The organism is Woronichinia naegeliana WA131 (genome assembly GCA_025370055.1).
GTDB lineage: Bacteria > Cyanobacteriota > Cyanobacteriia > Cyanobacteriales > Microcystaceae > Woronichinia > Woronichinia naegeliana.
This window is the reverse complement of sequence record CP073041.1, coordinates 3,310,488-3,323,883: the sequence shown is the minus strand read 5'-3', so window position 1 is coordinate 3,323,883 and position 13,396 is coordinate 3,310,488. Positions and strand designations below refer to the sequence as shown.

The window sequence follows — 13,396 nt, the reverse complement described above, 5'->3', positions numbered from 1 at the left end:
GAGGAAAATTAACACCATTTTTCACAAGAAAAACGACTCTACAACTTTTTACTTTTTGTCTTCTGAAGTAGAGTAGAAAGATTCATTACCAAAAAGTTCATCGCAATTACCGTTTCCGAGGTCTCAGGTAGTTTGGCCATCACTCGACCAAGACTAAATTTCCTCTTTCCCTGTCCGAATTTACCCTCAATGGCATTACGCACTCTTTCATCTGAGCGTGCCTCTTTCTTTTTTTCTTTGCTCACCTCTTTCGGCGGTCTTCCCAATCGGGGACCACTCATTCTTATATCCCTTTCTTTACAATAAGCTCGATTCGCTTTTGTTCGATAGATTTTATCCACATGAACCGATTCCGGATAACATCCTGTTTCCCTTTTATATTCTTCTATTCGCGCTTGTAAATCTCCCGATTCGTTGTAATTATCCCAACTTAATTTGTCTAAGAAGACAAAGCCATTCACATTACTTGCCGATATTTTAGCTCCAAACTCTACTGCTTTTCCCGCTTTTCCACGCACTATTGGACGCACGTGAGGTTGGCTTACACTCACAATTCTGTTTTCTACTTTATTTGTCTTTTTTTCATACATTTCTAACTGTTGCTCATACACTTTTCCTATCGTTACAAGCTCTTCTTGCTCTTTTTTCGTTAGTTTTTCTAACTTTGCTCCCTCTTCTATCATTTTTTCTATATCAGACAAGTTTCTTTTTATATATCCTAGTTGTTTTTTTGTTCCTTTTCTTCTTTCTTTTTTTGACACACGACGTTTTTTTGCTATGGCTAAGTACTCTTTTCTTGCCACTTCCCTATAAGTCCTCGGCTTTTCTTTCCTTTTCTCTTTTATTTCTTCATACAGCTTATCTATTATTTTTTCTGTTTTTTCTCTTGCATCATTCAATATTCCTATATCCGTTGGATATTTTATATCTGCTGGTGTACAAGTCGCATCTAACAATAACTTTCCTTCATTTTCTTTTTTTTCTGACGCTACACCCGTCGCTTTTTTTTCTATTTCTTTATTAATTTTATTTATTAATTCCATTCCTATTTTTTTACGAAAATGAACCATCATTGACGCATTAAATGCTTCTTTGCTACTATAGCTTTCCATTCCTATAAAGTACTGTAAATAAGGGTTCTCTTTTATTTGTTCTACTGTTTCTCTGTCACTTTTTCCTGAAATTTCTTTGATAATTAATGCTCCTAATGCCATTCTAAATGATTTGGCTGGGGCTCCTTTTTTTTCTGTGAAGTTTTTTGCATATTCTTCCTCATATTCTTCCCAGGGAATCATTTTTGACATTTCTATCCAACGATTTTCTTCGTCTAACTGCCCGCCGAACAGATTTTTCAAGTTTTCTGGTGTTTCAATTGAGTACTGTTGCTTTCGGTACATCTGCTTTCTCTCTTCTTAATGCAATGGTTTTGAGGCATTCTACCCTATTTTCGTGCATTCTAGCGGTTCTTAATTCGCCTACTATTTTTCTCCGTAAAGGTTTCAGCTTTTTTCAGCAAGCCCTATTTAGCGATCGCCGGAGAGATTACCCATGCTAACGCCCATCGATACCCTCAAATTATTGAACAATCGTCCTGAACAACAAGTCAAAGCGGGAGAGGTGATTTTTCAAGTGGGAGAACCAGGAGATGTTATGTATGGGCTAGTGCAAGGAACGGTAGAAGTTTATCTCGACAATAAACTGATTGAAACGCTCGAACAAGGTGATGTATTTGGGGAAGGGGCATTGCTTCATCCTGATCACCAACGAGTTTCTAACGCGATCGCCAAAACTGATTGTACTCTGGTCACAGCAGATCGGGAGCACTTTATGTTTGCAGTTCAACAAACCCCTATGTTTGCCTTGGAAGTGTTAAAAAGCTACTCAGATCGTTTTCGACGGGTCAAGGCACGTTTACAGGCTTTACTGTAGAGGCAAGTTAATATCTAAAGGGTGTGACCTTTAGTTGATGAAGGAAAAGAAAAGTGTTAACATGGGATGAAAAGTGACAAAGAGGAAACAATGATGACAGCAAAACTAATTAATGTAGAGGGTTCAAAGATAAAAATAGAACTAACATTAGAACTCAGTCGTTCAATGTTGGATACAGAAATAAATATTCAAAAAGGCTTAAACGAAGTAGGTTGCATCGCCAGCAAAGAAGCCTTGAAATATTTAGATACAGATGGTTCACCCTTAAAAATCGGTGAAGAAATCTGGAAGAGTAAGGGAGAGCAACCGAAAGAATATCAAACACCTTATGGTGAGGTTATAGTGAATCGTCATGTATATCAGCGTTCACCTTTGAGGAAAAACGTATTGCCCCTTAGAAAGAGAAGCAAGGATAATCATAACATCAACGCCATTATTGGCAAAACAGGTATCCTCAAAAATGTCAGGGATGGCAGGCAAAGAGGTGAAAAATGATTTATTAGAAAATCATGGTAGAAAAGTAGCGCTATCCTATATCCAAAGATTGAGTGAAGCAGTAGGAAGTGTGGTACAGGCAAAAGAAGAAGCGTGGAGTTATGCCCCGCCCAAGGAGGATAGCCAAATTGCAACAGTGGGAATAGGATTAGATGGAACCTGTATGCTGATGTGTGAGGATGGCTACCGTGAAGCAATGGTGGGAACCGTTTCCCTATACGATAGTGAAGGCGAACGTCAACCTACAATCTATCTAGGTGCGGCACCAGAGTATGGAAAAAAGAGTTTTCTAGAAAGATTAGAAAGAGAAATTGAGCGAGCGAAAAACCGTTATCCAGAGGCAACATTGGTCGGGATAGCAGACGGGGCAGAATCAAATTGGAAGTTTTTAGAAAAGCAAACGGAAGAACAGATATTAGATTTCTATCATGCCTCTGGTTACTTAGGTGCCTTGGCAGAAGCGTTGCATCCGAATACCGTGTCAAAACAAAAAGAATGGTTGACTGAAAATTGTCGAGAACTCAAGCATGAAAAAGGAAAAGCAGGAGAACTGCTAAATCTGATGAAAGAAGTCAAAGAAGAAAAAAGTCATTCTAAGAATCTTACCGAGAAACTACAAGCGGCGATTACTTATTACGAGAATCATCAGCATCAAATGGATTATGCTGAATACATAGAGAAAAAGTATCCGATTGGTTCAGGTGTTACGGAAGCAGCTTGTAAGACGTTGGTCAAACAACGATTATGTTGTTCAGGGATGCGATGGAAGGAAAAAGGAGCAGGAATTATTTTGAGCCTACGAGCTTTGGTATTGACCAAGGAACGATGGAGTCAATTTTGGGCAAAACTTGATCAATATGGGTTCCCTGTAGAACCCTGATTACAACAGCTTTTATCAACTAAAGGTCGCACCCTATCTAAAGGAGAAACATTCTCGACTTTAGCAAGCATTTCTAAACTATCATTACGAGATTTCTAGACTATCATTATGAGCATGATCCCCCAATTTTAAAGCCGCATCATCCTGGGAATGGGCACGCACATTGTCGATCGTTGCTTTCAGAACACTGGCTAAGGGAACAGCAATTAATAAGCCTAAAACTCCCCCTAATTTTCCCCCTACAAATAGAGCAACAATGATCCAAACGGGATTTAATCCTGTCATATCGCCCATTAAACGAGGAGAGATAATGTTGTCATTAATTTGACCAACAATAACGGCTGCAATGAGAACATTAAATCCGAGCCAAAAATCCTGCAACATCAGCAATAAACTAATGGTGACAATGCTAAGTCCACTGGCATAGGGAATGAGAGTCGTTAAGCCAATGGTTACGGCAAATAAAATAGCATAGGGAACCTGTAAGATTGTAAAAACGAGCATTTGGGCAAAACTGAGGATGCCTGCTAACATTGCCTGGGTTGCAAAGTAACGTTCAAAGGTTTCTCGAATTGGTTCCTTTAATTTTTCTGGCCAGGGAGAGGGCAACCAACTAAATATTCCGTCCCAAACTTTTTCCCCCGTAATTACCAGAAAGATGGTTAATACAATTAGTATCAGTCCATTAAAAATGGTGCTGATCGTAATACCCACAAAGCTAAAAACTTGATTGCCAAGAGAATTTAAGATACCAGTAATTTTCTGGATGGTTTCACCTACGATTTGACTGATATCAATATCTAGGGCTACTTTGTGTGAGATCGCCCAGGCTTGCAGACTATTTAATTGCTCATTACCTGATTTAATCCACTGGGGTAAATTAATCAACAATTCACTCAACTGATTAATAATGAGGGGAATCAACACTAACAGAGCCATCCCCAATAAAATTAAGGCGATCGCCAACACCAGAAAAATAGCCCAGCCCCGTTGCAGACCTCGTACTGTCAGAAGACGAACTGGTAAATCTAGCAAAAAGGCCAGAAGGGCTGCTGCCAGAAAAAGACTAGATAGGGGTTGAAAATAGTCTAAAAGGACAAATATTAGCCAACTATTGAGAAAAGCCAGGGGAAATAATAAGCTAATTCGTAGCCAGGGAGGCAGTTTTTGAAAGTTTTCCAGTACAGTCATGAATAAGAAAGGGAAAAGTACCTATTGTTTATTAGTAACATGGGATAGGCTTCTCCTGATGGGGGGTCGATGACGGGATTCGTCTTCCATCAGACTGCCATAGCTAACAATATATTGCTTTTGCTCAGGAGCGATCGCTGGACGAAAATTTTGGGTAATCGTTTCAACTGCTTGACTCCAGACGGGAGAGGCCGGAAGCATCCCTAGACTCATTAACAGTCTTAAAGACCATCTTTGGAGACACCATAAAAAGTTAATATATTTTAGAGAAAACATTGCTTTTATATTCATTTTGCCATTTATAATAGCATAATAAGCGATCGCCGAAATTCACTTTAAAAAATAAATTCAAGCTAACATTTAGGTGTTCATTTTAGATCAAGATACATTTTGTCGGTTGTTTCCGTCGTTAAGAAACAGGGAATTTTCAAAGATCTTAAATTTTTATGAACAAGACTTTTGCCCTGCCATCCCTTGCGCTATGGTTGAAGACGGTAAAATATCGCAGTCTTCAATTAGCTTCCTAATATGTCATCTTTACATCATCAAATCGTTGTTGTGGGAGGCGGAACCGCCGGAATCACCGTAACGGCCCAACTTCTTAAAAAAAATAGTCAATTAGATATTGCGATTATTGAACCTTGCGATAAACACTACTACCAACCCGCTTGGACATTAGTGGGTGGTGGTGTTTACAGAATGGAAGATACCATCAAGGCAGAAAAAGATTGTATTCCAGCCAATGCTCAATGGATAAAAGCCGCCGTTACGACCCTAGATCCAGGCTTCAACAAAGTGGTTACTCAAGACGGTCGGACAATCTCCTATGACTATTTAATTATTTGTCCTGGTATTCAAATTGACTGGCATCTGATTCCAGGTTTACAGGAGTCTTTAGGGAAAAAAGGTGTCACCAGTAACTATGACCGTCGCTATGCCCCCTACACCTGGGATTTAATTCGCAATTTTAAAGGGGGGAATGCTATTTTTACCTTCCCTGCTACTCCCATTAAATGTGCAGGTGCGCCGCAAAAAATTATGTATTTAGCGGATGAAACCTTTCGCAAAAATGGGGTCAGAAATCAAACTCAGATTATCTATGGGGTTGCTGTCGCTAAAATTTTTGGGATTCCAGGTTATTGTGAGGCGTTGGAGAAAATTGCGGCTCGAAAAGAAATTGATGTTAAATACAAACATAATTTAAAGGCGATTAACAGCGATCGCCAGGAAGCCATTTTCGATGTAACCACGGATCAAGGGACTCAAGAAGTCAGCTTCCACTACGATTTGTTGCACGTAGCACCGCCGATGAGTGCGCCAGACTTTATCAAAAATAGTGCTGTCTCCGTTCAAGAGGGGCCAGGCAAGGGCTGGGTAGATGTGAATAAGTTAACGCTGCAACACAATGTCTATCCCAATATTTTCAGTTTAGGGGATGCCTCTTCCTTGCCAACCTCCCGTACTGCTGCGGCTATTCGCAAACAGGCCCCCGTCGTAGCCGAAAACCTACTCGCCCTTATTGCCTCTAAATCTCTGGCTGGAAACTATGGCGGTTACACCTGTTGTCCCTTGATCACCGGTTACGGAAAAACGATCATGGCGGAATTTGACTATGAAAGCAAACCCAAATCGAGCTTTCCCTTTGATCCCACCCAGGAACGATGGAGTATGTGGATGGTTAAACGCTATGTTTTGCCCTGGCTTTACTGGAATCGGATGTTAAAAGGAGAATCCTTCGAGCCGGATAAATGGAAACCCTTACTCGGTAAAACGGACTAAATCTCAGTCTTTAAAAATTATTAAAGATTGTCAAGAAAAGTTCTAACTTTGACGACTGTTTCCGGTTTGCTGCTAGAAGTAGGCGATCGCGTTTTTAATGGATAATCAGCGATCGCTTTTGGGTTTTGTAAGGAGAAAATAGCGATCATCATCATGATGAGGATATTCTTGAGACGATCAAAGCGTAAAATACAATCAGCTATCTAGAATCTATCCAGACAAGATCTCACTCTTCATCGTTCCCCATCGCAACTGTGACCACAACACCCCTAACTCCTAACCCTGTTACGACCTCTTATCCTGATGCCCTAGGCCGCTTTGGCCAATATGGTGGCAAATATGTTCCTGAAACCTTGATGCCCGCTCTCTTTGAGCTAGAAGCCGCTTACAAAAACTATAAAGACGATCCCGAATTTAAAGCCGAATTAGATCAACTCCTCAAGGATTATGTGGGTCGTCCAAGCCCTCTCTACTTTGCCGAACGTTTAACCACCCACTATGCTAAAGCAGACGGGACAGGCCCCCAAATCTATCTCAAACGGGAAGATCTCAACCATACCGGCGCGCACAAAATTAATAATGCCCTGGGTCAAGTTCTCCTCGCTAAACGCATGGGCAAAAAACGCATTATTGCTGAGACAGGGGCAGGCCAGCATGGTGTGGCAACGGCCACCGTCTGTGCTCGTTTTGGCTTGGAATGTATTATTTACATGGGCGTTCAGGATATGGAACGTCAAAAGCTGAATGTCTTCCGCATGAATTTGTTAGGGGCGCGGGTTCAACCGGTCGAAGCTGGTACGGGCACTCTCAAAGATGCCACATCAGAAGCGATCCGCGATTGGGTGACAAATGTGGAGACTACCCACTATATTCTCGGTTCTGTGGCTGGCCCCCACCCTTACCCGATGATGGTGCGTGACTTCCATCACATTATTGGGCAAGAAACTCGTGTTCAATGTCTGGAAAAATGGGGCGGCTTACCGGATATTTTGTTGGCCTGTGTGGGCGGTGGTTCCAATGCCATGGGTTTGTTCTATGAATTTTTGCCGGATACCTCGGTGCGTTTAATTGGGGTGGAAGCCGCCGGAGAAAGTATTGCCTCTGGTAAACACGCAGCCACTCTTACCAAAGGCCGTCCTGGGGTGTTACATGGAGCCATGAGTTATCTGTTACAGGATACGGAAGGTCAGGTGATTGAGGCCCATTCAATTAGTGCCGGTCTAGATTATCCAGGGGTGGGGCCAGAGCATAGTTACCTCAAAGATGCCGGTCGGGCTGAGTATTACAGTGTCACTGATCAAGAGGCGATCGCGGCCTTGCAACGTTTGTGTCAATTAGAAGGTATTATTCCGGCCTTAGAAACCTCCCATGCGATCGCCTATTTAGAAATGCTTTGTCCTCAACTGACGGGTAATCCTCGGATTATTATTAACTGTTCGGGTCGAGGCGATAAGGATGTACAAACTGTGGCTAAATATCTGGGGATGACGATTTAGATTTGCATCTTTCTAAATTCCCCTTATATTGCCAGGCGTTTATTAATGTCTCCGCTTCAGACTCATCATTAACACTCAAAATTATCAAGATTATCTATGGAATTTTCAACCTATGCCCTCTGGTCAGGTTATGCCGCGATCGCTGTTTTGGGATTAACGATTATTGCCTTCGTTTTAAAATGGGGCTTTCGTTTTCGCTTAGTGGGAGCCACAGGCTTTATAGCCGTGTTAAGTATTGGTCTATTCGGTTTAGGATTGGGACTCTTTGACCGTGCTGAGGTAGAAGGATCGGTTCATTTCAATCGAGTTTACGATAATGGAGCCAATCAGCTTGTGATTTCTGTACCAGCCAGCATTACGCCAACGGAGTTAGAGGCAACCCTATTACAAGCCGCCAATACCTATCGTTCCTATGGTCGGGGAGCTAGAGATGGGGATAACAAGATGACCGTTCGGGCCAGAGCCATTATTCATCCCAAACCCAATTTATCGAAGCCGCTTTATTTGGGTCAGGTACGTCGCACTCTCGGTGTCCAAGAGGATCAAGGGATTAAGGTGGAAATTGATAAAAAAGCCTTTGCCCAATTACCGAAGACTAAAAGTTAATTAGGCCGATGAAAATCGATGAAAATCCTAGAACTTGCCTACGAAGACAAAGTAACGGGCTGGAAATTAAACCCAGTCCAGTTTTCTGATTTGAATTTGTTAGTTGGTGTCTCTGGGGTCGGTAAGACTAAAATTCTGAAAGCTATTCTCAAGATAAAAGCGATCGCCAAAGGTTTCCGTTATCGAGGTATTAAATGGTCTATTCGTTTTTTGACCATAGATCAAGTTGAGTATCAATGGGAAGGAGAATTCGATTTTGGGAATACTGAAAATCAACGTCAAAATGTTGACAAAAGTGAAAATAAATTTTCCAAAATTGCGTCTGAAGAAGATGAAAGTGATTTTCCCAATCCTAAAATTATTTATGAATCTTTGTCTCATAACAAACAAGAATCACCATTATCTATTCAGAGAAAACAAGAGACAATCACCTTTAATAATGAAAATGTTATTGTCAAGCTTTCTCAAAAACAAAGTTTAATTAGTTTATTTAATGGTGAAGAAGATGTTAAAATACTCAGCAAAGAGTTTAGCTTGATTAAAATTAGTCAAGCGGCATTGTTTGAAGATGATGCTTTCCGTTCCAATACAGATGAAGAATATGAAAATGGTTTTAGTGGTTTTAAAGGTTTTAATAGAAATAGTGTTTTGTTTAAAAAGGTAACTTTTGAAGATTATCAGCAATGTTCTAAGGATTTAATGGACAGTGAAATTCTATCCTTGATTCAGAATGAAAGAATTTCTATGAAAGGAAAACTTGTATTATCAGCTTTTTTGGTTCCTAAATACTTTAGAGAAATCACGACTAAATTTAAGGAAATATTTTCTTCTATAGAGAAAGTCGAGGCAATATATTATTCTATTGATATTGATGAGCTTGTTCTGGATATAAGATTCAAGGAAAAGCATTCTGACTGGCTAATTTCTCAAGCTGAAGTATCATCAGGAATGCTTAAAACACTCCTGCATCTCAGTGAACTTTATTTTTCTCTGCCCGGAAGTGTAATTCTAATCGACGAATTTGAAAATAGTTTAGGTGTTAACTGTCTAGATGCGGTAACAGAAGACATAAATGACTCTCCTAATCAATTGCAGTTCATTATAACTAGTCATCATCCCTATGTTATTAATAACATTCGACCATCTCACTGGAAAATTGTTACTCGTCAAGGGGGAAATGTTACGGTTAAAAGTGCCGAGGATTTTCATATTGCTAAATCTAGACAGAAAGCCTATATCGATTTAATTAATGTCCTTAAAGATGATGAGCAAGATAGTGGAATATAATGAATCTTTATTTTTTAGTAGAAGGTGTAACTGAAATAATCCTGTATCGGACATGGCTAAAATATTTACTACCCAATTTTCAGCAGGTTAAATTTCATGATCAAGTCACTCAAAATTGCTACTATATTATTGGTGATTATGGCTTTCCTGGGATCTTAGACGATGGGATTCATAAAGCTCTTGATAATATTCAATCATCTCAAAAATATGACTACTTAATACTTTGCGTTGATGCTGACGAAGAAAGTGTTCAAGAACGTCAAGATTATATTTATCAATTTCTTGAAAAAAAGAAAATTGATCTGACTTCAATTCCCTTAAAAATCTTTGTTCAGAATCGGTGTATTGAAACTTGGTTATTAGGAAATCGCAAATTATTTGATTCTAGACAACCCTTAGAAAAACCACTTATTGATTATACTAATTACTATGACGTTTCTCGTTATGATCCAGAGTTGCTGGGCAAGTATAATCAAGATTACTATGCTGAATTTCACGAAATTTATCTGAAAGCAATATTTAACGCCAAGGGATTAAAATATACTAAAACAAGGCCCAGAGATGCCCAGGAGAAACATTATTTTGAACAATTATTAAAGCGAATCGACCAAGAGCCTGAACATTTACAGACTTTTAGAGACTTTATTTCATTTTGTGAGAAGCTTAAATAACAGGCTTTTCCTCAAGCAAGGCTCGAAAAAAATAATTTCATACTCATCTAAACGGGTGTGACCTTTAGTTGATGAAGGAAAAGAAAAGTGTTAACATGAGATGAAAAGTGACAAAGAGGAAACAATGATGACAGCAAAACTAATTAATGTAGAGGGTTCAAAGATAAAAATAGAACTAACATTAGAACTCAGTCGTTCAATGTTGGATACAGAAATAAATATTCAAAAAGGCTTAAACGAAGTAGGTTGCATCGCCAGCAAAGAAGCCTTGAAATATTTAGATACAGATGGTTCACCCTTAAAAATCGGTGAAGAAATCTGGAAGAGTAAGGGAGAGCAACCGAAAGAATATCAAACACCTTATGGTGAGGTTATAGTGAATCGTCATGTATATCAGCGTTCACCTTTGAGGAAAAACGTATTGCCCCTTAGAAAGAGAAGCAAGGATAATCATAACATCAACGCCATTATTGGCAAAACAGGTATCCTCAAAAATGTCAGGGATGGCAGGCAAAGAGGTGAAAAATGATTTATTAGAAAATCATGGTAGAAAAGTAGCGCTATCCTATATCCAAAGATTGAGTGAAGCAGCAGGAAGTGTGGTACAGGCAAAAGAAGAAGCGTGGAGTTATGCCCCGCCCAAGGAGGATAGCCAAATTGCAACAGTGGGAATAGGATTAGATGGAACCTGTATGCTGATGTGTGAGGATGGCTACCGTGAAGCAATGGTGGGAACCGTTTCCCTATACGATAGTGAAGGCGAACGTCAACCTACAATCTATCTAGGTGCGGCACCAGAGTATGGAAAAAAGAGTTTTCTAGAAAGATTAGAAAGAGAAATTGAGCGAGCGAAAAACCGTTATCCAGAGGCAACATTGGTCGGGATAGCAGACGGGGCAGAATCAAATTGGAAGTTTTTAGAAAAGCAAACGGAAGAACAGATATTAGATTTCTATCATGCCTCTGGTTACTTAGGTGCCTTGGCAGAAGCGTTGCATCCGAATACCGTGTCAAAACAAAAAGAATGGTTGACTGAAAATTGTCGAGAACTCAAGCATGAAAAAGGAAAAGCAGGAGAACTGCTAAATCTGATGAAAGAAGTCAAAGAAGAAAAAAGTCATTCTAAGAATCTTACCGAGAAACTACAAGCGGCGATTACTTATTACGAGAATCATCAGCATCAAATGGATTATGCTGAATACTTAGAGAAAAAGTATCCGATTGGTTCAGGTGTTACGGAAGCAGCTTGTAAGACGTTGGTCAAACAACGATTATGTTGTTCAGGGATGCGATGGAAGGAAAAAGGAGCAGGAATTATTTTGAGCCTACGAGCTTTGGTATTGACCAAGGAACGATGGAGTCAATTTTGGGCAAAACTTGATCAATATGGGTTCCCTGTAGAACCCTGATTACAACAGCTTTTATCAACTAAAGGTCGCACCCATCTAAACCAAGCCAAAATGGAACACTATCTGGCATACCTTATACCTTGATTGAGTAAATCCTAATTATAATGATTCCCCCGATAAATCTACTGGTCAGATTTTTGTCAAAGAAAGGCTCAGCTCCTAAGTATTTGTACTTGTCAGGTAACTGAGCTACCTCCTGGTAATGCTGGATCACTAGTAACGTAAACTGAAAGAAAATTGAGGACTATAGAGGACTACAATGGAGAATTTGTTTGCTATTACATCGAGCCGTACACTCTATCATCGAGTTTCTGCCCTTCTACTTTATCAATCTGTTTTTGACAATGCGATCGGCAAAAGTTTTACCCATCTCCTCAATACACTTCATCACAAAGATAACGAACAATCCTATAATTCGACGGCCTGCTTACAGGCCTATGGTGAATTTTTCCAGTTGTTAGCGAATAGTCAGCAAAGTTGGCAAGATTTCCTAATTCAACAAATTCTTAATAGTGAAAATCCCTTTAGCAAACAGGCTCAATATCGGTCGGTACAAGATCTGCCACCGTCATTAATTCAAGCGGTTAAGCATGATCTCATGATTTTACAAAATATTTATGATTGTAGTCTGACCCAAATTATTCAATGGGTAGAAATCGCCTCTCAAACTTTAGCGAATGTTGTTGCCTGGGAGATTCCTAATCAGGGTGATAATTTTCTAGCAGCTTCCTCCGATTGGACAAATCATTTAGACGATTTAGTCAATTACTATCAGCATCATGGCATTGGTTTATTTGGTTCCTATCAAGCCTTTATCTGGCAACAGGGTCAATTACAGGGTGTAAATAATCCCGATCGCCTTACCCTCTCTACCTTAGTAGGCTACGAAGAACCCAAGGCTAAATTAATTCAGAATACGGAATGTCTTTTGCAGGGTTATTCGGCCCTCAATGTGTTGCTCTACGGTAGCCGAGGGAGTGGCAAATCTTCTTTAGTCAAGGCTCTATTGACAGAATACGGCGATCGCGGTCTGCGCTTAATTGAGGTCAGCAAATCAGAATTACACAATCTGCCCCAAATCCTTGAACTGTTACGGCCTGTTCCCCAGAAATTTATCCTCTTTGTGGATGATCTGTCCTTTGAAGAGGATGATGATACCTTTAAGTCCTTAAAAGTGATCCTAGAAGGCAGTATTACGGCTAAAGCTCCTAATGTTGTGGTCTATGCGACTTCCAACCGTCGTCATCTGGTGCGGGAATTTTTTAGCGATCGCCCCCGTCCCTTGGATAGTGATGAAGTCCAGGCTTGGGATACCGTACAAGAAAAACTCTCCTTCGGCGATCGCTTTGGACTGACCCTCACCTTTGAACCAGCCAATCAAGACACCTATTTAGCCATAGTTCATCATCTAGCCCAACAAATTGGCATTACCCTAGAAAAAGAAGACTTAGATTTTCGGGCAAAACAATGGGCAACCCGTCACAATGGACGCTCCGGCAGAACAGCCCGTCAATTTATCGACTACCTTCAGGGGGAACTTGCTCTCAGACATCCTAATCTTTGACTATAGTTAGAAAAGATTAAGTAAGACGTTGGCTTTTAGCTGCTCATGCTATTTTGATAAATAGAATAAATTCATTCGTTCCCTTTATG

9 protein-coding genes and 3 pseudogenes are annotated in these 13,396 nt (G+C 40.1%); 9 read left to right on the top strand and 3 right to left on the bottom strand.

All coding sequences use genetic code 11. The annotated features are described in order from the left end of the window. Window positions 1–59: 59 nt before the first annotated feature. A pseudogene (locus KA717_16780) lies at window positions 60–1,397 on the bottom strand (IS5 family transposase). Window positions 1,398–1,548: 151 nt separating this feature from the next. Between KA717_16780 and KA717_16775 the strand changes: the two are divergent. After that, the gene (locus tag KA717_16775) at window positions 1,549–1,929 is read left to right on the top strand and encodes a cyclic nucleotide-binding domain-containing protein (GenBank protein ID UXE64037.1); all 381 of its coding nucleotides are present in this window, start codon (window positions 1,549–1,551) and stop codon (window positions 1,927–1,929) included. A 93-nt stretch (window positions 1,930–2,022) separates the two neighbouring features. Next, window positions 2,023–3,304 (top strand): annotated as a pseudogene (locus KA717_16770) (ISKra4 family transposase). Window positions 3,305–3,388: 84 nt separating this feature from the next. Here the strand turns inward: KA717_16770 and KA717_16765 are convergent. Both KA717_16765 and KA717_16760 read right to left on the bottom strand, forming a co-directional pair. Continuing rightward, the gene (locus KA717_16765) at window positions 3,389–4,495 is read right to left on the bottom strand and encodes an AI-2E family transporter (GenBank protein ID UXE64036.1); all 1,107 of its coding nucleotides are present in this window, start codon (window positions 4,493–4,495) and stop codon (window positions 3,389–3,391) included. 21 nt (window positions 4,496–4,516) lie between these two features. Continuing rightward, a complete protein-coding gene (locus KA717_16760) occupies window positions 4,517–4,786 on the bottom strand; it encodes a hypothetical protein (protein UXE64035.1) in 270 nt (89 codons plus the stop codon). 237 nt (window positions 4,787–5,023) lie between these two features. On the opposite strand from KA717_16760, the gene KA717_16755 reads away from it, so the two are divergent. The 7 genes and pseudogenes from KA717_16755 (at window position 5,024) to KA717_16725 (ending at window position 13,307) form a co-directional block, all read left to right on the top strand. After that, the gene (locus KA717_16755; protein ID UXE64034.1) at window positions 5,024–6,274 is read left to right on the top strand and encodes an NAD(P)/FAD-dependent oxidoreductase; all 1,251 of its coding nucleotides are present in this window, start codon (window positions 5,024–5,026) and stop codon (window positions 6,272–6,274) included. Between the two features lie 254 nt (window positions 6,275–6,528). Continuing rightward, window positions 6,529–7,770 (top strand): tryptophan synthase subunit beta, encoded by a 1,242-nt coding sequence (trpB, locus tag KA717_16750; protein ID UXE64033.1) that lies wholly within the window; start codon window positions 6,529–6,531, stop codon window positions 7,768–7,770. Window positions 7,771–7,866: 96 nt separating this feature from the next. Beyond that, entirely contained in the window at window positions 7,867–8,376 is a 510-nt protein-coding gene (locus KA717_16745; GenBank protein ID UXE64032.1) for a Ycf51 family protein, read from the top strand. 18 nt (window positions 8,377–8,394) lie between these two features. Then, window positions 8,395–9,663, top strand: coding sequence for an ATP-binding protein (locus KA717_16740; protein ID UXE64031.1), 1,269 nt, complete (start codon window positions 8,395–8,397; stop codon window positions 9,661–9,663). Next, on the top strand, window positions 9,663–10,334 hold the full coding sequence (locus KA717_16735; protein ID UXE64030.1) for a hypothetical protein: 672 nt from the start codon (window positions 9,663–9,665) through the stop codon (window positions 10,332–10,334). Before KA717_16740 ends, KA717_16735 begins: the two co-directional genes overlap by 1 nt. Before the next feature lie 127 nt (window positions 10,335–10,461). After that, window positions 10,462–11,743, top strand: a pseudogene (locus tag KA717_16730) (ISKra4 family transposase). A 259-nt stretch (window positions 11,744–12,002) separates the two neighbouring features. After that, window positions 12,003–13,307, top strand: a complete 1,305-nt coding sequence (locus KA717_16725; GenBank protein UXE64029.1) for an ATP-binding protein — start codon at window positions 12,003–12,005, stop codon at window positions 13,305–13,307. Window positions 13,308–13,396: the final 89 nt, after the last annotated feature.